An 18,932-nucleotide genomic window follows, 5' to 3' on the forward strand; every position below is an offset into this window, starting at 1 on the left:
CCCGATGGACGACGCCGCCACCCGCCCCGCAGAAGCCGGCCCGGGTGAGGCCAGCCAGTTTCCGAACTCCCGGCAAGCCTCCTGGTTCGGTGAGCTGGATGCCCCCACCGAAGCGGCCGCCATGGCCGCCCAGCGCAAAAGCCGGCACACCTCGCTGCCCGACAGCGACAACGGTCACCCGACGTTTCAGCGGATCTACCGGGCCTTTCTGGCGGCCCGCCTCGTGCTCGGCATGCTGGGCCTGCTGTTGCTGGCGACGCTGTGGAGCACGGGCACCCGCGTGTCCCCCTGGGCGTCCTTGCTGGGCGCGGTGTACGCCACCCTGGCCACGCTGGCGTGGTTCTGGCCGGGACGCAGTCGCAAGGGTCGCGACGCCGCGCGCCTGGGCACACGGCAGGCACTGGGCACCGTGGGAGTCGACCTCACCGTCTTCGCCCTGATCCACCACCTGAGTGGCAATGGCCTGAACGCGCAGGCCCTGCTCGTCATGCCGGTGCTGATGTCGGCGGTGCTGCTGCCCCGCGTGATCGCGCTCGGTGTTGCGGCGGCTGCCACGCTCAACCTGCTGTCCGTGGCGTGGGTGCAGGGCGAGCGCAGCGACGAGGTCGCCGCGTTGATGACGCAAGGCGGGCTGAACGGTCTGGGTTTGTTCCTCATCGCCGCCCTGGCCAGCGAACTGGCCGCCCGGCTGGCGCGCGAAGAGCGCAGCGCACGCGGCAACATGGAAGCGGCGCGGCGTCAGGCCCAGCTCAACAAGCTGGTGATCGACGAGATGACGGAAGGCGTGCTGGTGGTCGACCGGCGAGGCCGCGTCCGCACGGCCAACCCCTCCGCGCGGCGCCTGCTGTCAGCACAGGGCTCGGCGCCGCAACCGCCCTTCCCGTTGACAGGCGTTCCCGCCTGGCGCGCCCTCATCGAGGCCATCGAGGAGGCCATGGCCAACCCCGGCCATGCAGAGGTGGGGCAGGAAGTCACCCTGCATTTCGACGACCGGAGTCTGCGCGAGCTGCGCCTGCGCATGCGTTTCATCCGCGGGCGGGGTGCGCGGGCCCAGGAAGACGTCTGCGTGCTCTTCATCGAGGACCTGCGCAGCGTGCGCGCCCGCCAGCGTCAGGACAAGCTGGCCGCCATGGGCCGGATGTCGGCCGGCATTGCGCACGAAGTGCGCAACCCGCTCGCGGCCATCGCCCAGGCCAACGCCCTGATGGCCGAGGACGCCGCCACATCCACCCAGCAGCGGCTCACCCAGATGGTGGCCGACAACGTCGCACGCCTGAAGCACATCGTCGACGACATCCTGGCCGTGGCACCCGGCGTGCGCCCGCCTGCACCGGCCATCGACCCGCTGGAGCACATCGTCGCCATCTGCAATGAATGGCGCAGCACGGCGGGCGTCGGGATGGGTGAGCACAGCCTGCTCGAGATCGACATCCAGGCCTGCCGTCAGGCACCGAGCTTTCCGCACCTGAAGGTGCGTTTCGAACCCGAGCACCTGCAGCGCGTGCTGGTCAACCTGCTGGACAACGCGCTGCGCCATCAGTCCGGTGAGCCCGGCGCCATCCGGGTTCACGTGGGCTGGGTGCCGACCGTGCACGGCCCGCACGGGCTGCTGATGATCTCGGTGCTGAGCGACGGCCCGCCCATCACCCCCGACACCGAGCGCGCCCTCTTCGAGCCCTTCTTCTCGACCCGCAGCCGGGGCACGGGCCTGGGCCTGTATATTTGCCGCGAGCTGTGCGAGCGCCACGGTGCCACCATGGATTACCGTCAGCATCCGGCCAGCATGCGCCACCGCAACGAGTTCTACCTGACGATGCCGATCGAACCCGTCGGCCTCCCCCCCCCTCACGCATGAGCACTGCTTCCGCCCACCGCCTGCTGGTCATCGACGACGAGCCCGACCTGCGCACGCTCTACGAGCTCACGTTGCTGCGGGAGGGCTACGACGTGGAGACGGCAGACAGCGTCGCGCAAGCACTGCAGCATCTGGCGGAGCAGCGCTACAGCGCGGTCATCACCGACATGCGGCTGCCGGATGGCACCGGCCTCGACATCCTCGAGCACCTGGAGCAGACCGGCCGGCAGGAACGCGCCATCGTCATCACGGCCTATGGATCGGCCGAGAACGCGGTGTCGGCGCTGAAGGCAGGCGCCTTCGACTACCTGACCAAGCCGGTCGATCTGAAGCAGTTTCGCAGTGTGGTGGCCAGCATCGTGGGCCTGCAGGGCGCAGTCAGCACACCGCCCCCGGTCAGCGCCAGTCGCCCCGGCGCATCACAGGCCGCCCCGGCCGCCAACGGCGGGCGCAGCGCACTGCAGCGGCTGATCGGCGTCGACCGGGGCCTTCAGCAGGTACGCCAGCTCATCGACAAGGTCGCCCGCAGCATGGCGCCCGTGCTCATCAGCGGCGAGTCGGGCACCGGCAAGGAGCTGGTGGCCCGCGCCATCCACGACACCAGCACCCGTGCGGCACGCCCCTTCATCGCGGTGAACTGCGGGGCCATCCCGGAGCACCTGCTCGAAGCCGAGTTCTTCGGTTACCGCAAGGGCGCCTTCACCGGGGCCAGCGAAGACCGCGAGGGCTTCTTCCAGGCCGCAGCCGGAGGCACGCTCTTCCTGGACGAACTCGGTGACCTGCCGCTGGCCATGCAATCCAAACTGCTGCGCGCCATCCAGGAGCGCGCCGTGCGCCCCGTCGGCGCCACCGCCGAGATGCCGGTCGACGTGCGGCTGCTGAGCGCCACGCACAAGGATCTGGCGGCCGAGGTGCAGGCAGGCCGCTTCCGGCAGGATCTGTATTACCGACTCAATGTGATCCAGATCCGCCTGCCCGCTCTGCGTGAGCGCCGCGAAGACCTGCCCGGCCTGTGCGCGGGTCTGCTCGAACGGCTGGCCCGCGAGGCCGGCCTGAGCGCCGTGCCGCAACTGAGCGAGGCCGCCTTGCGCGCCCTGGAGGTCCACCCCTTCCCGGGGAACGTGCGCGAGCTGGAGAACCTGCTGCACCGCGCCACGGCCCTGAGCGGCCACGCCACCATCGACGCCGCTGACCTCGGGCTGGACGCCCCCGCCACGGCCGCCTCAAGCGCTGCGCCCACGATCACCGAGCCCGCACCGGCCTCGCTGGCGACCGCCCCGGTGCCAGCCACGCCCGCAGCGCTGCCGACCGACCTGGCTGCACACCTCGATCAGGTCGAGCGCGACATCCTCGTGCGCGCCCTGGAAAAGCATCGACTCAACCGCACGGCCGCCGGCCAGAGCCTCGGCCTGTCGCTGCGCCAGATGCGCTACCGCATGGCCCGCCTGGGCGTGCAGGTCAACGACCACGGCATCGTGCTGGGCGAACAGTTCGACCCCGAACATGATCCGGACTGACCCCTGCCCAGCCCCAGCTTGGCAAAACGGCTGGCTGTCCGAGGCGGCACGTTGCCCCTCCCCCAACTTCGGCCCCCGCCCGCCCGGCATGCCGATCGACCTGGCCATCGTCCACTCGATCAGCCTGCCCCCCGGCGAATACGGCGGCGACCACATCGAGCGCCTGTTCACCAACACGCTCGACTGGGACGCCCACCCCTACTTCCAGCAGATCCGCGGGCTGGAGGTCTCGGCGCACTTCGTCATTCGCCGTGGCGGCCAGCTGATGCAGTTCGTGTCCGTGCTCGATCGCGCCTGGCATGCCGGCCGATCGAGCTGGTGCGGCCGCGACAATTGCAACGACTACGCCATCGGGGTCGAACTGGAAGGCCTTGAAGATCACCCCTTCGAGCCCGCGCAATACGAGGCTCTCGCGCACTTGCTGGCGCAGATCGACACCGAGTGGCCGCTGCAAGGCGTGGTGGGCCACGAGCATGTGGCCCCTGGGCGCAAGCGCGACCCCGGCCAGGCCTTCGACTGGGCCGACCTGCGACGCCGACTCGGGTGGGCTGCCGTCCGCTTTCCCGTCGGTGTGGCGGCCGACTGACAGCCCCTCTGCGCCCCGGGGAAACCCGCTCGCCCCCTGACGCGACAAGACCTTGCGCACGCCCGTGAAGGCCGTGTCGAGGGCCGCCATGTCGCGAGGATCAAGGTCGCTTCCCGACGCCGGCAAAAAGGCGTTATAGTTGCCGCCGAACACTACTGGTAGTGCCCAAAGCACCCCCAGACACCAGATATAGTGTCCTCCGCAGTCAGCGCCTCTACCCCGAAGCGCCCGAATTCACAAGGTTTCGCGCCCGCTCGCGGGGCCTTGAGATCCTGAAGGGAAACACATGCAAACGTCCACGCCCAGCACCTTGTCGTCCACCTCATCTGCCTTCATGGGCGGTGCCGCCGATGCCGCCGAGCCGCGTCAGTCGGCCTACGCCAACTACCAGATCATCCGACGCAATGGTGCGGTCGTGGCCTTCGAGCCCAGCAAGATCGCCGTGGCCATGATGAAGGCCTTCCTGGCCGTGCACGGCACCCAGGGCGCCGCCTCGGCCTCCGTGCGCGAGACCGTCGACGGCCTGACCGAAGCCGTGGTCCGCGGCCTGCTGCGTTCGCGCCCCAACGGCGGCACCTTCCACATCGAAGACATCCAGGACCAGGTCGAACTGGCCTTGATGCGCGGCGGCCACCATGAAATCGCCCGTGCCTACGTGCTGTACCGCGAGCGCCGCTCGCAGGAACGCGCCAAGCAGGCCGCCGAGCAACAGGCCGCCGCGCTGCCCACGCTGCACGTGATCGACCGTGGCCAGCGTGTGCCGCTCGACCTGCCCCGCCTGCAGGCCCTGATCGAATCCTCGTGCGAAGGCCTGGGCGCCGACGTGCAGCCCGGACCGATCCTGGCCGAGACCCAGCGCAACCTGTACGACGGCGTCTCGATCGACGAGGTCTACAAGGCCGCCATCCTGGCCGCCCGCACCCGCATCGAGCACGACCCCGCCTACACCCGCGCCACGGCCCGCCTGCTGATGCACACCATCCGCCGCGAAATCCTCGGCGAAGAGGTGATGCACGCGGAGATGGCCGAGCGTTACGCCGACTACTTCCCCACCTTCATCAAGAAGGGCATCGAGGCCGAGCTGCTCGACGAGCGCCTGGCCCAGTTCGACCTGGCCCGCCTGGGCGCCGCGCTGAAGTACGAGCGCGACCTGAACTTCGACTACCTCGGCCTGCAGACGCTGTACGACCGCTACTTCCTGCACGTGCAGGGTGCCCGCATCGAAATGCCCCAGGCGTTCTTCATGCGCGTGGCCATGGGCCTGGCGCTGAACGAAATCGACCGCGAAGCCCGCGCCATCGAGTTCTACGAGCTGCTGTCCTCGTTCGACTTCATGTCGTCGACCCCCACGCTGTTCAACTCGGGCACCCGTCGCTCGCAGCTGTCGTCGTGCTACCTGACCACCGTGCCTGACGACCTCGACGGCATCTACGAAGCCATCAAGGAAAACGCCCTGCTGAGCAAGTTCGCTGGCGGCCTGGGCAACGACTGGACCCCGGTGCGCGCCCTGGGCTCGCACATCAAGGGCACCAACGGCAAGTCCCAAGGCGTCGTCCCCTTCCTGAAGGTGGTCAACGACACGGCCGTGGCCGTGAACCAGGGCGGCAAGCGCAAGGGCGCCGTCTGCGCCTACCTCGAGTCGTGGCACCTGGACATCGAAGAGTTCCTGGAACTGCGCAAGAACACCGGCGACGACCGCCGCCGCACCCACGACATGAACACGGCGAACTGGATTCCCGACCTGTTCATGAAGCGCGTGATGGAAGGCGGCGACTGGAGCCTGTTCTCGCCGGCCTCCTGCCCTGACCTGCACGACAAGTTCGGCGTGGCCTTCGAAGAAGCCTACGTCGCCTACGAAGCCAAGGCCGACCGCGGCGAGATCAAGCCCTTCAAGCGCATCAAGGCCGTCGACCTGTGGCGCAAGATGCTCTCGATGCTGTTCGAGACCGGCCACCCCTGGATCACGTTCAAGGACGCCTGCAACGTGCGCTCGCCGCAGCAGCACGTCGGCGTGGTGCACTCGTCCAACCTGTGCACCGAGATCACGCTGAACACCAACGGCGGCGAAATCGCCGTGTGCAACCTGGGCTCGGTGAACCTGTCGCAACACATCAAGGATGGCGGCATCGACCACGACAAGCTGCGCAAGACGGTCAAGACCGCCATGCGCATGCTCGACAACGTCATCGACATCAACTACTACGCCGTCAAGAAGGCCCGTGATTCGAACCTGCGCCACCGTCCGGTCGGCATGGGCATCATGGCCTTCCAGGATGCGCTGTACCAGCTGCGCACCCCGTACGCCAGCCAGGAAGCCGTCGAATTTGCCGACCGCTCGATGGAAGCCGTCTGCTACTACGCCTACTGGGCCTCGACCGAGCTGGCCGAAGAGCGTGGCCGCTACAGCAGCTACCGTGGCTCGCTGTGGGACCGCGGCATCCTGCCGATCGATTCGGTGAAGCTGCTGGCCGAGCAGCGCGGCGGCTACGTCGAAGTCGACACCACGACCTCGATGGACTGGGACGCCCTGCGTGCCCGCATCGCCCAGTACGGCATGCGCAACTCCAACTGCGTGGCCATCGCCCCCACCGCCACCATCTCGAACATCGTCGGCGTGGACGCCTCGATCGAACCGTGCTTCGGCAACCTGTCGGTCAAGTCCAACCTGTCGGGCGAGTTCACCGTGGTCAACGAGTACCTGGTGCGTGACCTGAAGAAGCTGGGCCTGTGGGACGACGTGATGGTCATGGACCTCAAGCACTTCGACGGCTCGCTGCGCCGCATCGACCGCGTGCCCGAAGAACTCAAGAACCTGTACGCCACGGCCTTCGAAGTCGAGCCCGTGTGGCTGGTGGAAGCCGCCTCGCGTCGCCAGAAGTGGATCGACCAGGCCCAGTCGCTGAACATCTACATGGCCGGCGCCTCGGGCAAGAAACTCGACGAGACCTACAAGCTCGCCTGGCTGCGTGGCCTCAAGACCACCTACTACCTCCGCACCGTGGGCGCCACGCACGCCGAGAAGTCCACCGTCTCGCGCGGCCAGCTCAACGCCGTGTCGAGTGGTGGCTTCCAGGCCGCAGCCCAAGCGGCTGCACCGCAGGCCGTGTCCTCCGAGCCCGTGCTGGCCGCCGAACCGGCGACCGACATCAAGTTCTGCTCGATCGACAACCCGGACTGCGAGGCCTGCCAGTAAGGCGGCCACCGCGGCGGGCGCGGTGATGAGCAAGGCCTCGGGAGCGTGCGCGCGAACGAGGCCTTGTCTGTCTCCGAAGTGCATCTGCGCCCGCAGCCACGTTCGGCTCGCTGGCTCACACAATGAGCCCGCCGAGCCTGGCACCGTCAGAGCCTGACCGCATCAGGGTCTTCGATGCACAGCCATTCAGTGCCTTCTTGATCTGAGACCCTTGTTTTCGATGCTCGGCTGCAACAAGCTCGGGCGCTCGCTGTCAAGAAGTGCTTGGTGTTTTTCACAACACCCTTCCATAATCCGATTCCATAGGATGTTCACCATGCTGGTCTGGGAAGACGACTCCTCCAACGCCTCTTCGAACCCTGTCGGTTCTGTGCCTCAACCGCTGCCGGCCTCTGCCCCCAGCGATGCACGGAATGCCCCGATGTCGACGGCTGGCGCAGCCCCCGTGCACACCCCCGCCAACTCTGTTCAGGCCGCTTCCACGCGCCGCGTGAACGTCGCCGACAAGCGCATCATCAACGGTCAGACCGACGTCAATCAGCTGGTGCCCTTCAAGTACAAGTGGGCTTGGGAGAAGTACCTCGCCACCTGCGCCAACCACTGGATGCCGCAGGAAGTGAACATGAGCCGCGACATCGCGCTCTGGAAGGACCCGAACGGCCTGACCGATGACGAGCGCCGCATCATCAAGCGCAACCTCGGCTTCTTCGTCACCGCCGACTCGCTGGCCGCCAACAACATCACGCTGGGCACCTACCGCCACATCACGGCGCCGGAGTGCCGCCAGTTCCTGCTGCGCCAGGCCTTTGAAGAAGCGATCCACACGCACGCCTATCAGTACATCGTGGAATCGCTGGGTCTCGATGAATCCGAGATCTTCAACGCCTACCACGAGGTCCAGTCGATCCGCGACAAGGACGAGTTCCTGATCCCCTTCATCGAAGCGATCATGGACCCGAACTTCAAGACGGGCACGATGGAGAACGACCAGACGCTGCTGAAGTCGCTGATCGTGTTCGCCTGCCTGATGGAAGGCCTGTTCTTCTACGTCGGCTTCACGCAGATCCTGGCGCTGGGTCGCCAGAACAAGATGACCGGCGCCGCCGAGCAGTACCAGTACATCCTGCGCGACGAGTCGATGCACTGCAACTTCGGCATCGACCTGATCAACCAGCTCAAGCTCGAGAACCCGCATCTGTGGACGCCCGAGTTCAAGGCCGAGATCAAGGCCCTGTTCATCAAGGCGGTCGAGCTCGAATACCGCTACGCCGAAGACACCATGCCGCGCGGCGTGCTGGGTCTCAACGCATCCATGTTCAAGGGCTACCTGCGCTACATCGCGAACCGCCGCGCCACGCAGATCGGCCTGGAAGAGCTCTTCCCGAACGAAGAGAACCCCTTCCCCTGGATGAGCGAAATGATCGATCTGAAGAAGGAACGCAACTTCTTCGAAACCCGCGTCATCGAATACCAGTCGGGCGGCGCCCTGTCCTGGGATTGATCCGGCCAGCAAGAGCACTCGGACAGCCCAGCACATGACCTCCCGGCCTTCCCCATTCACTGCACCGCGCTCAGATCCTAGGGGGCGTCGGGCGGTGAATCCCTGTGCTGCGTGCTGCAGTGCAGTGCTCTTTGCAACTTGATCAAGGAGATCCGTATGGCAACTGCGAAGAAAGTGGCAGCAAAGAAAGCTGCCCCGGCCAAGAAGGCCGCTGTGAAGAAGGCGGCACCAGCCAAGAAGGCCGCCGCCCCGGTGAAGAAGGCTGCAGCGCCTGCCAAGAAGGCCGCTCCGGCCAAGAAGGCAGCGCCCGCCAAGAAGGCCGCCGTGAAGAAGGCTGCACCGGCCAAGAAGGCGGCACCCGCGAAGAAGGCCGCCGCCCCGGTGAAGAAGGCTGCAGCGCCGGCCAAGAAGGCGGCTCCGGCGAAGAAGGCCGCGCCCGCCAAGAAGGCCGCCGTGAAGAAGGCCGAAGCGCCTGCCAAGAAGGCCGCTCCGGCCAAGAAGGCTGCAGCCAAGAAGGCCGCCGCCAAGCCTGCCGCTGTGAAGAAGACGTCGGCCCCGGCAGCCAAGACCACGCTGAGCCCCCAGGCCGCGTGGCCCTTCCCGACGGGCACCAAGCCCTGACGGCCCCAGCAAGGCAACACGCCTTTCTGACCAACCCGGCTCCGGCCGGGTTTTTCGTTTCAGTCACGCCCTGGTCCCCAGAGTACTTTCCCCACCATATGCATTGAAGGGGATCGCACATGGGCAAGACGGCGGCCCGGTGTCCCTCTACACTCGGTCGGGTGACCAGGCGCACGGTCATCGATGGCGCCCTCGGTCGCGGCCCCCTCGCCCTCACGCTGCCATGCCCCGTCCAGTCCTGCCTGATGCACTCGAGGCGTGCCCCGACGCCCTTTTCACCACCGATGCCGACGGCCGCATCGTCGACTGGGGTCCGGGTGCCGAGGCCACCTATGGGTACGGCGCCGAAGAGGCCGTCGGCAAGGATGCAACCGACCTGCTGATTCCGGGCCACCACATTGAGGGCGAACGTGCTGTCCGTGTCGAAGCCTCCCGTGGGCCGCAACCCAGCTTCGAGGCCTTGCGCGTGCGCCGTGACGGCACGCGTATTTACGTCAACGCGACCTTGCGGGCGCTGTACGACGACGCCCGCCTGCTGCAAGGCTTTCTGCATCGGGACACCGACATCACGCACCTCCGCGTGCGCCAGGACACGGCCGCCGTCGCCACGCGCTACGGAACGCTGCTGAACTCGACGCCGGACGCCATCATCATCGTCAATGACATTGGCCGCATCGTGCTGGCCAACGTGCATGCCGAGGCGCTGTTCGCCTACGACGCGAACAGCCTCCTGGGCCATCCCATCGAAGTGCTCCTGCCCGAGCGCTTCCAGCATCGCCATGTGGCCCACCGCACCCGCTATTTCGACCACCCCCGCACACGCCCCATGGGCGCGGGGCTGGAGCTTTACGGCCGCCGCAGCAATGGCGAAGAATTCCCGGTCGAAATCAGCCTGAGTCCGCTGGACACCGACAAGGGCCGCTTCGGCATGAGCGCCATTCGCGACATCAGCGAACGCAAGCGCTTCGAGAAAGCCCTGCACGACCAGAACGTCGAACTCGAGCGCGCCAGCCGGGCCAAGGACCGCTTTCTCGCGTCCATGAGCCATGAACTGCGGACGCCGCTCAATGCCATCATCGGCTTCACCAGCCTGTTGCTGATGCGCCTGCCGGGCCCGCTGACGGCCGACCAGGAAAAACAGCTCGAAGCCGTGCGCTCCAGCGGCAAGCACCTGCTCGCGCTGATCAACGATCTGCTCGACGTGGCCCGCATCGAGTCGGGCCACGTCGACCTGAGCATCGAGCCGGTGATCTGCCAGGACGTCGTGCGGGAGGTTCTGACCGCCCTCGAGCTCGCCGCGCAGGCCAAGGGCCTGACCCTCGACAGCGACATGCCCACGACCACCGTCATTGTCCACACCGACCGGCGGGCGCTGCACCAGATCCTGCTGAACCTGGGTAACAACGCCGTGAAGTACACGCAGACCGGGCGCGTGTGCGTGTCGGTTTCCGAGCAAGCCGACCCGGGTCGGACCGTCACCCGCCTGTCGGTGCTGGACACCGGTCCCGGCATTCCGGCCAGCGAGCAGCACAAACTGTTCAAGGCCTTCTCCCAGGTGACCCGCGCCGACGCCCATTCGATCGAGGGCACCGGCCTGGGCCTTTACCTGTGTCAGCAACTCGCCCAGCTGATCGGCGGGCACATCGAGATGCACAGCGTCGAGGGCCAGGGCAGCCGTTTCACCCTCGTGCTGGAGCCACGCACCCCATGAGTCGCCGCATTCTCGTCATCGAGGACAACGCCATGAACCTGGCCCTCATGACTTACGTGCTGGAAGCCTTCGGGTGCACTGTGCTGAGCGCCCCCGATGGCCTGAGGGGCATGGCGGTCATCCGCGAGGCGCGACCGGATCTGGTGCTGTGCGACATCCAGATGCCCCTGATGGACGGGTATGCCGTGGCGCGCGAGATGAAGCAGGACCGGGCCACGGCCGCCATCCCGCTGATCGCCGTGACGGCTTCGGCCATGCTGGGCGACCGGGAGCGCATGATCGAGGCCGGCTTCGACGGCTACCTGTCCAAGCCCATCGACCCGGCGACACTCATGAACGACCTTGCCCCCTTTCTGGAGCGCAAAAACCAGGCGGCGGGCACAGCCCACACCGGGGCCGGTGCCTTCCGCATCCCGCCTCAGGACGGCACTCAGCGCACCCCGGCCTCTGCAGCGCTTGCCCCCACACACACCATTCTGGTGGTGGACGACGAGCCCCTGAACCTCAGCCTGAAGTCGAGCCTGCTCGAGCCCATGGGCTACCGGGTGATCACGGCGGCAGGCATGGCACAGGGCCTCGCCCTGGCGCGCCAGCACCGCCCCGACCTCATCATCTCGGACGTCGGGCTGCATCCTGACGCCGGCGGCTTCGACCTGATCCGTCAGCTCAAGGCCGACCCCGCCGTGCAGCACATTGCCGTGGTCTTCATCACCGCCACACACCGCAACCCCGTCTGGGAAGCGGAAGGCCTGCGCCTCGGGGCTCGCCGCTTCCTGTATCGCCCCCTCGACAGCGACGAGTTGCTCGGGGAGATCCAGGCCTGCCTTCCGCATGGCGGACCCGAGAACAGCTGACCACTCCGCCCGCGCGCGGCTTTCATCCCCCGGCAAAGCCAGGCCCCCGACTTGCGTGTTCCCCCCGTGATCGGGCGCTGTGCACGGGCACGCCGCCTGCCTACAGTGGTTGCTGCCGTCGGTGCCATGGCCCCAGGCGCGTCGGCATGCATGACCCACGGGGCACGGAGCACCACCATGTCGAGCGAATCCGGCGCAGATGACAACAAGGCCCAGCTGGCGGACGTCCAGGCCGCCCTCTTCAGCCTGCGTGACGGCCTGATGAACCTCAAGATGTCCTTGCTGGAACTGGCCTGCATGACCGACGAGGACGCGCAGCAGCAGGCGCAGCTGGAAAGCGAACGGCTGATGGCCCGCCTGCGAGGCTGACTCGGGAAAACAAAACCGCGGGCGCAACGCCAGCTCACCCCGCAAACCGCCGCGGTTGCTTACACTACGCGGTTTGACGAAAGACACTCGCGAAGCGAGCCCGCCATGGCGCAATACGTTTTCACCATGAACCGCGTCGGGAAGATCGTTCCCCCGAAGCGGCAGATCCTCAAAGACATCACCCTGAGCTTTTTCCCGGGCGCCAAGATCGGCGTGCTGGGGGTGAACGGTTCCGGCAAATCGACCTTCCTGAAGATCATGGCCGGGGTCGACAAGGACATCGAGGGCGAAGCCGTCCCGATGCCCGGCATCAAGATCGGCTACCTGCCCCAGGAACCCGAGATCAACCCCGAGCAGACCGTCCGTGAGGCGGTGGAAGAAGGTATCGGCGGCGTGCTGGCCGCCAAGAAGCGCCTCGACGAGGTGTATGCCGCCTACGCCGAGCCGGATGCCGACTTCGACGCCCTGGCCGCAGAGCAAGGCGAGCTGGAAGCCATCATCGCAGCCGCCGGCTCCGAGAACACCGACCTGCAACTCGAACTCGCCGCCGACGCCCTGCGCCTGCCGCCCTGGGATGCCAAGATCGGCAACCTCTCCGGGGGTGAAAAGCGCCGCGTGGCGCTGTGCCGCCTGCTGCTGTCCAAGCCCGACATGCTGCTGCTCGACGAACCGACCAACCACCTGGACGCCGAATCGGTGGACTGGCTGGAGCAGTTCCTGAGCCGCTTCTCGGGCACCGTGGTGGCCATCACCCACGATCGCTATTTCCTGGACAACGCCGCCGAGTGGATTCTCGAACTCGACCGCGGCGCCGGCCACCCGTACAAGGGCAACTATTCCGACTGGCTGGATGCCAAGGAAAAGCGCCTGGAGCAGGAACAGAAGACCGAAGACGCCCGCGCCAAGGCCCTCAAGCAGGAACTGGAATGGGTGCGCAAGAACGCCAAGGGCCGCCAGGCCAAGAGCAAGGCACGTCTGGCCCGCTTCGAGGAGCTGAGCGACGTCGAATACCAGAAGCGCAACGAGACGAACGAGATCTTCATTCCCGTGGCCGAGCGCCTGGGCAATGAAGTCATCGAGTTCAAGAACGTCACCAAGTCCTTCGGTGATCGCGTGCTGATCGACAACCTCAGCTTCAAGGTGCCCGCTGGCGCCATCGTCGGCATCATCGGCCCCAACGGCGCCGGCAAGTCGACGCTGTTCCGCATGATCCAGGGCGTCGAGCAACCGGACAGCGGTGAAGTCGTCATCGGCAAGACCGCGCAGCTGGCCTTCGTCGACCAGAGCCGTGAAGGCCTGGCGGCCGACAACACGGTGTGGCAGGACGTCTCCGGCGGCCTCGACAACATCATCGTCGGCAAGTTCGTGATGCCCTCGCGCGCCTACCTGGGCCGCTTCAACTTCAAGGGCAACGACCAGCAGAAGCTCGTGGGCAACCTCTCGGGCGGTGAGCGCGGCCGCCTGCACCTGGCCAAGACCCTGGCTCAGGGCGGCAACGTGCTGATGCTCGACGAACCGTCGAACGACCTGGACGTCGAAACCCTGCGCGCGCTGGAAGACGCACTGCTCGAGTTCGCCGGCAGCGCGATGATCATCTCCCACGACCGCTGGTTCCTCGACCGCATCTGTACGCACATCCTGGCGTGCGAGGGCGACTCGCAGTGGTTCTTCTACGACGGCAACTACCACGAGTACGAAGCCGACAAGAAGAAGCGCCTCGGCGAAGAAGGTGCGCGTCCGAAGCGCGTGCGCTTCAAGCCCATCCGCTGAGCCCCCCTCAGCTCACGGAACAAAGCCCGCCATGTGCGGGCTTTGTTCTTCCCGCATCTGCATGCTTTCAGGGGTTATCACGGGGCTTCCTGCAGCGAAGCGCCAAAGGCCGGGGTCTAGAATTTGCCGCATCCTGCCACTCCCGATGGAGGGGCAGCATGACCATCACCGGAGACCTTATGACCACACGCTTTACCCGCCTGCTGACCTCCACCGCACTGGCTGTCTCGGCCATGACGATGGGCGGGTGCGCGCTGATCGAGTCCAACGTCAGCAACACCACCCTGTCCATCCTGGAAGACGGCTTCACCCCGCCGGTGCTGCAAGTCACGGACGTGGAGATGGCCTGCAGCTTCTCGATGGTCAACACCCCGCTCGTCGGCGCCGCTCGCAACTTCTATGGCGACCCGTCCCTGATGGAAACGGTGATGCTGTCCTCGGCGGGTGTGTGTTCCGAGAACCAGGCGGTGAACGAGGAAATGCGCTACCTGCGGGCGGCCCGCGACAAGCGCGCAGACGAAGCCCAGGACGCCCGCATCGCCCAGAAACGCCATCTGGCCGTGGCGGCACAGCGCCAGTTCGCCGCCTTCAACCGCATGAAGACCAAGCTGGAGCAGAAGTACTTCTTCAAGTACGGCAGCAGCTGCCCGCGCTTCAAGCGCGACTTCGACGAACTGGTCTACCTGCTGGGCAGCGTCGCCGGCCTGCAGGCAATGCAGAACGACATTGCAGCGCAGCAGTCGGTCGGCGTGCCCACCGACACTGCGCCGCTTGCCGAGCGCGCCATGAACTGCCTGGACAACGCGAAATGGTGGGGCGCTCCCGATGCGACCCGCGCGGTGGTCTGGAGCATCATTCCCGGCAATGCCGAGGGCAAGGATGTGAAGGGCACCTTCGACCGCGCCATGGCGCAAGGCGAAGCCAAGGGCGTGCGCCTGCCCCACGTGATGGCGGCCGTGGCGGCCCAGTCGGGTGACGACCAGGCGCGCCTGCGTGAGGTGATCAAGCGCTTCACGGCCAACAAGGACTTCCAGCCCAACGCGCAGTACCGACTGATCGACGCCATCGCCCAGTCCCAGCTTACCAACATGTCGGACCGCCTTTGGACACAGGGTGCTGGCACCCGCACGCCCATTGCCGGCCTCGGCAAGTTCTGGGACGACAAGGGCGAGCAGATTGACGCCGACAGTTTCCTGAAATGATCTTCCCTGCGGGCGCGGCGGGCTAGGGAATCCCCTTCCCCCGTGTGTGTGGGCACTGGACATCGCTGCTCAGGCATCCCCAGATATAGTTACAAAACGGTTGTTTGAACTACGTGCGTAGTCAGATTAGACGGCGCACATCAAACGACGGCTCGGGGGTGACGCATGCGCTGCCCCCGGCTTTTTGGCACCGAGGAGCAGTTGCATGAAGTTGGCCCGTCACATCAGCCTGGTCGGCATCGCCGGCCTGATTTCCCTCAGCGCAGCACCTGGCGTCCACGCGAGCCAGAGGGTGTGCGTCTACGACCTGCTGGGCGCCTCTGGCGACCTGTTCAACATGGCGAAGGACTATGCCGTCGCCATGCAGAAGCATGGCGCCAGCATCGACCTGAAGGGGTACACCGATGAACGTGTGGCCACGGAAGACTTCCGCACCGGCCAGTGCGACGCCGTGATCGCCACGGCCTTCCGCACCCGTCAGTTCAACGCAGTGGCTGGCTCCATCGACACGCTGGGCGCGACCACCATCGTGCGCGACGGCAAGATCGACATGGCGGGCAGCTACGACGTGGTGCGCAAGCTCATCCAGACCTACGCCGACCCCGCCGCCGCCAAGCTCATGATCGACGGGCCGTACGAGATCGGTGGCATCACGCCGCTGGGCGCGGCTTACCCGATCGTCAACGACCGCAAGATCAACACGGTCGAGGCCCTCGCCGGCAAGCGCATCGCCTCGTTCGATTACGACAAGGCCCAGGCCGTGATGATCCAGCGCATCGGCGCGCAGCCGGTGTCGGCCGACATCACGAACTTCTCGACCAAGTTCAACAACGGCACGGTCGACATGATCGCGGCGCCGTCCATGGCGTACAAGCCGCTCGAACTCTACAAGGGCATCGGCAAGAACGGCGCCATGGCGCGCTTCCCGATCATGATCCTGACCTACCAGGTCGTGCTGAACCACAGCAAGTTCCCTGAAGGCTTCGGCCAGGCCTCGCGCAACTACTGGATGACCCAGTTCGACCGCGCGCTGCAGCTCATCCGCCAGGCTGACGCCAGCGTGCCGCCCGCCACGTGGATGGAGCTCTCGCCCGAGAACGCTTACAAGTACACGCTGATGCTGCGCGAGTCGCGCATCGACATCGCGCAGAAGGGCCTGTACGACAAGCGCGGCCTCAAGGTCATCAAGAAGATCCGCTGCAAGGTGAACGCGGCTGACCCGGAGTGCACGACCAAGTCCGAAGAAGACTGGAAGTAAGCACGGCCCCTCGCCCGCCTCGCCGAGGCCCTGCGCTGACCGCAGGGCCACGCCCTCCCTCACCCCCGCCTGCAGGAACGCTCGGCCACCGAGCGGCCCACGATGACCATGACCCCCGCTGAATCCCGCAAACTCCTGGGCCGCTCCCCGCTCGAGTGGCTGTCGAGCCTCCCTGTCTTCATCCTGCTGTTGCTGACCCTGATCATCGGTACCGGTGAGATGGTTCACGGCCAGTTGCTGAAGTTCGGCGAATCGATGTTCGGCGACCCGAAAGCACAGGTCCAGTACTTCATGCTGCGCGCCGAGCCATCACGCCCGGAGTGCAATCCAAAACTCGACATCGAAGCCGAGATCCAGCGGCAAGGCAGCAAACCGGCCGCCGGCAGCGGGGATGACATCGATGACCTGTTCGGCGACGAGCCGGCCACCGACCCGGCCGTGCTGCGGCGCTCGCTGGAGCAGTCGCAGGCCATCTGTGCGGCCAAGCACGACCTCTACAACCGCGTGGTCGCGCACCAGACGCCGCAGGTGAAGCTGTACCGGACGGTCGAGACCAGCTTCTTCATGCTGTTCCACTTCGGCACCGAGAACCGTTCGCTGATCCTGCTGCTGATGGTGGCGATCGCCGCGGTCAGCACGACGCTGAGCTTCCACCACATCGGCATCCGTCCGGGCCACTATTCGAAGGACTACCTGCTGCAGTCGGTCGCGCAGACCATCTCCAGTGGCCTGCTCCTGTTCTCGAGCATTCGCTATTACCAGATCCTGCTGGACTCCGGTGTGCCGGTCGAGCACCCGCTGCTGCACTACATCTGGATGGCGCTGTTCGTGATCCTGCTCGTGATCAACCTGAAGCGCGTGATCATGCCGGTGAAGTCGCCGCATGGTGACGGCACCTGGGGCACTGCGATCCTGTCCATCCCGCTGTATGCACAGATGGCGACCGTCGCCGGCGTCTACTTCCTCATCAAGAACCACCACGCGGGCCTGGCGATCTACATCAACCAGCTGATGGAACTGCCCAGCATCTTCATGAACCTGGGGCTGTTCATCTGGGCCGGCATGCTGCTCAAGCAGAGCCGCATCATCGACCTGCTGATGGACATCCTGCGTCCCTGGAGCCTGTCGCCGCAGCTGCTGACCTACATCATCCTGCTGGGCGCCTCGGTGGCCACGGCCTACACCGGCGCATCGGGCGTGTTCGTGATTGCCGCCGGCGGCATCATCTACCACGAGGTGCGCGCCTCGGGTGGCTCGCGGCAGTTCGCGCTGGCTGCCACCGCCATGTCGGGCTCGCTGGGCGTCGTGCTGCGCCCCTGCCTGCTGGTGGTGTTCATTGCGGCGCTCAACAAGCAGGTCACCACCAGTGCGCTGTACCACTGGGGCTTCTATGTCTTCCTGCTGACGTCGACGCTGTTCTTCCTGGCCTCGCAGATGCTGCGCACCCAGCGCGCCAGCATTGAATCGCCCGCTGTGGCGATCCCCGCGATGCTGCGCCACATGGTGCCCACCCTGCCCTACATTGCCCTGACCGTCGCGGTCATTGCGATCTACGAGTACGCGCTGGACACCAAGCTCAACGAGATCACGGCGCCGACCATCATGCCGGTCATCCTGCTGATCGTGCTGGTGTTCGACAAGCTGGTAAACAAGGGCAAGACCGCCCTCACGCCGGACTACGCAAGCCATCGCCAGGAAGGGGTCGAACGTTCGATCCGCTACGCGACCAATGAGACGGTGGGCCACATCGGCGCCCTGCTGAGCCTGATGACCCTGTCGCTCGCCATGGGGGGGGTGATCGAACGCTCCGAGGTGATGGACAACTTCCCGAAGGTGTTCGAGAACCACTGGACCGCGATGACCTTCCTGGTGGTGACCAAGGTGGTGCTCGGCATGATCATGGACCCGTTCGGCGCCGTGGTGCTGGTCTCGGGCACGCTGGCGCCCATTGCCTATGCCAACAACATCGATCCGATGCACTTCTGGATGATGGTGCTGGTGGCGTTCGAGCTGGGCTATCTGCTGCCCCCGGTGGCCATCAACCAGCTGCTGACACGCCAGGTGATCGGCGAAGAGGAGGTGGGCCAGGCTGACTCGGAGGTCCGCCATCTGGGCTTCTACCGCCGCTACGAGCGCTGGATCCTGCCCCTGGCGGTGATGGCGGTCGGCCTCGTGATCGTGTCCTACGGTCCGCTGCTGGTCCACGACATCCCGGAGCTGGCTTTCATCCGCGACTGGTTCCCCTCGGCACCCCAGTGAGTGCGCGCACCGCTCTGACGGTGCCCTGAGCCCCACCACCGGCCGACTGCATCTGCATCGGCCGGTTTTTTTGCGTCTGGGTGACAGCGTCAGCCCGGGGGCCGCCAGTGGTAAGGTCACCGGATGCGTGTTGAAGTGTCTGCCGTTTTCCGTGAGCCGCCGCAGAGGCGCGGCCTGTTGTGGCCTCTGGCCGTGGCTGCGGCCCTGAGCACGGGCTGCACCACGGTGGGGGTGCG

The 18,932-nt window shown here is 66.1% G+C and carries 13 protein-coding genes; all 13 read left to right on the plus strand.

Going from position 1 to position 18,932, the window contains the following annotated elements; all coding sequences use genetic code 11:
- Window positions 1–4: 4 nt before the first annotated feature.
- Entirely contained in the window at window positions 5–1,855 is a 1,851-nt protein-coding gene (locus tag DEH84_RS10885; RefSeq protein ID WP_109036874.1) for a two-component system sensor histidine kinase NtrB, read from the plus strand.
- Window positions 1,852–3,372 carry a sigma-54-dependent transcriptional regulator gene (locus DEH84_RS10890; RefSeq protein WP_109036875.1) on the plus strand — a complete coding sequence of 507 codons (1,521 nt, stop codon included), beginning with the start codon at window positions 1,852–1,854 and terminating at the stop codon, window positions 3,370–3,372. Before DEH84_RS10885 ends, DEH84_RS10890 begins: the two co-directional genes overlap by 4 nt.
- Window positions 3,359–3,958, plus strand: coding sequence for a 1,6-anhydro-N-acetylmuramyl-L-alanine amidase AmpD (gene ampD / locus DEH84_RS10895; RefSeq protein ID WP_109036876.1), 600 nt, complete (start codon window positions 3,359–3,361; stop codon window positions 3,956–3,958). Before DEH84_RS10890 ends, ampD begins: the two co-directional genes overlap by 14 nt.
- Window positions 3,959–4,292: 334 nt before the next feature.
- Window positions 4,293–7,151, plus strand: a complete 2,859-nt coding sequence (locus DEH84_RS10900) for a ribonucleoside-diphosphate reductase subunit alpha (protein WP_245932776.1) — start codon at window positions 4,293–4,295, stop codon at window positions 7,149–7,151.
- Between the two features lie 316 nt (window positions 7,152–7,467).
- Window positions 7,468–8,652 carry a ribonucleotide-diphosphate reductase subunit beta gene (locus tag DEH84_RS10905; RefSeq protein WP_109038339.1) on the plus strand — a complete coding sequence of 395 codons (1,185 nt, stop codon included), beginning with the start codon at window positions 7,468–7,470 and terminating at the stop codon, window positions 8,650–8,652.
- Between the two features lie 156 nt (window positions 8,653–8,808).
- Window positions 8,809–9,273: a histone gene (locus DEH84_RS10910; protein ID WP_109036878.1), complete on the plus strand. Its 465-nt coding sequence runs from the start codon at window positions 8,809–8,811 to the stop codon at window positions 9,271–9,273.
- Between the two features lie 223 nt (window positions 9,274–9,496).
- On the plus strand, window positions 9,497–10,984 hold the full coding sequence (locus DEH84_RS10915; protein ID WP_109036879.1) for a PAS domain-containing sensor histidine kinase: 1,488 nt from the start codon (window positions 9,497–9,499) through the stop codon (window positions 10,982–10,984).
- Window positions 10,981–11,838 carry a response regulator gene (locus DEH84_RS10920; protein WP_109036880.1) on the plus strand — a complete coding sequence of 286 codons (858 nt, stop codon included), beginning with the start codon at window positions 10,981–10,983 and terminating at the stop codon, window positions 11,836–11,838. Before DEH84_RS10915 ends, DEH84_RS10920 begins: the two co-directional genes overlap by 4 nt.
- A gap of 177 nt (window positions 11,839–12,015) precedes the next feature.
- The gene (locus tag DEH84_RS10925; protein WP_109036881.1) at window positions 12,016–12,207 is read left to right on the plus strand and encodes a hypothetical protein; all 192 of its coding nucleotides are present in this window, start codon (window positions 12,016–12,018) and stop codon (window positions 12,205–12,207) included.
- A gap of 105 nt (window positions 12,208–12,312) precedes the next feature.
- Entirely contained in the window at window positions 12,313–13,977 is a 1,665-nt protein-coding gene (gene ettA / locus DEH84_RS10930; RefSeq protein WP_109036882.1) for an energy-dependent translational throttle protein EttA, read from the plus strand.
- Window positions 13,978–14,156: 179 nt separating this feature from the next.
- A complete protein-coding gene (locus DEH84_RS10935) occupies window positions 14,157–15,179 on the plus strand; it encodes a hypothetical protein (protein ID WP_245932563.1) in 1,023 nt (340 codons plus the stop codon).
- A gap of 205 nt (window positions 15,180–15,384) precedes the next feature.
- Window positions 15,385–16,437: a putative solute-binding protein gene (locus tag DEH84_RS10940; protein WP_109036883.1), complete on the plus strand. Its 1,053-nt coding sequence runs from the start codon at window positions 15,385–15,387 to the stop codon at window positions 16,435–16,437.
- 102 nt (window positions 16,438–16,539) lie between these two features.
- Window positions 16,540–18,696 carry a TRAP transporter large permease subunit gene (locus tag DEH84_RS10945; protein ID WP_218929722.1) on the plus strand — a complete coding sequence of 719 codons (2,157 nt, stop codon included), beginning with the start codon at window positions 16,540–16,542 and terminating at the stop codon, window positions 18,694–18,696.
- The last annotated feature ends 236 nt before the right edge of the window (window positions 18,697–18,932 follow it).

Origin of the sequence: Aquabacterium olei (assembly GCF_003100395.1) — a bacterium.
GTDB lineage: Bacteria > Pseudomonadota > Gammaproteobacteria > Burkholderiales > Burkholderiaceae_C > Aquabacterium > Aquabacterium olei.

Coding starts and splice junctions, on each gene's coding strand:
- DEH84_RS10885 (WP_109036874.1), top strand. CDS start 5: ATGGACGACGCCGCCACCCGCCCCGCAGAAGCCGGCCCGGGTGAGGCC.
- DEH84_RS10890 (WP_109036875.1), top strand. CDS start 1,852: ATGAGCACTGCTTCCGCCCACCGCCTGCTGGTCATCGACGACGAGCCC.
- ampD (WP_109036876.1), top strand. CDS start 3,359: ATGATCCGGACTGACCCCTGCCCAGCCCCAGCTTGGCAAAACGGCTGG.
- DEH84_RS10900 (WP_245932776.1), top strand. CDS start 4,293: ATGGGCGGTGCCGCCGATGCCGCCGAGCCGCGTCAGTCGGCCTACGCC.
- DEH84_RS10905 (WP_109038339.1), top strand. CDS start 7,468: ATGCTGGTCTGGGAAGACGACTCCTCCAACGCCTCTTCGAACCCTGTC.
- DEH84_RS10910 (WP_109036878.1), top strand. CDS start 8,809: ATGGCAACTGCGAAGAAAGTGGCAGCAAAGAAAGCTGCCCCGGCCAAG.
- DEH84_RS10915 (WP_109036879.1), top strand. CDS start 9,497: ATGCCCCGTCCAGTCCTGCCTGATGCACTCGAGGCGTGCCCCGACGCC.
- DEH84_RS10920 (WP_109036880.1), top strand. CDS start 10,981: ATGAGTCGCCGCATTCTCGTCATCGAGGACAACGCCATGAACCTGGCC.
- DEH84_RS10925 (WP_109036881.1), top strand. CDS start 12,016: ATGTCGAGCGAATCCGGCGCAGATGACAACAAGGCCCAGCTGGCGGAC.
- ettA (WP_109036882.1), top strand. CDS start 12,313: ATGGCGCAATACGTTTTCACCATGAACCGCGTCGGGAAGATCGTTCCC.
- DEH84_RS10935 (WP_245932563.1), top strand. CDS start 14,157: ATGACCACACGCTTTACCCGCCTGCTGACCTCCACCGCACTGGCTGTC.
- DEH84_RS10940 (WP_109036883.1), top strand. CDS start 15,385: ATGAAGTTGGCCCGTCACATCAGCCTGGTCGGCATCGCCGGCCTGATT.
- DEH84_RS10945 (WP_218929722.1), top strand. CDS start 16,540: ATGACCATGACCCCCGCTGAATCCCGCAAACTCCTGGGCCGCTCCCCG.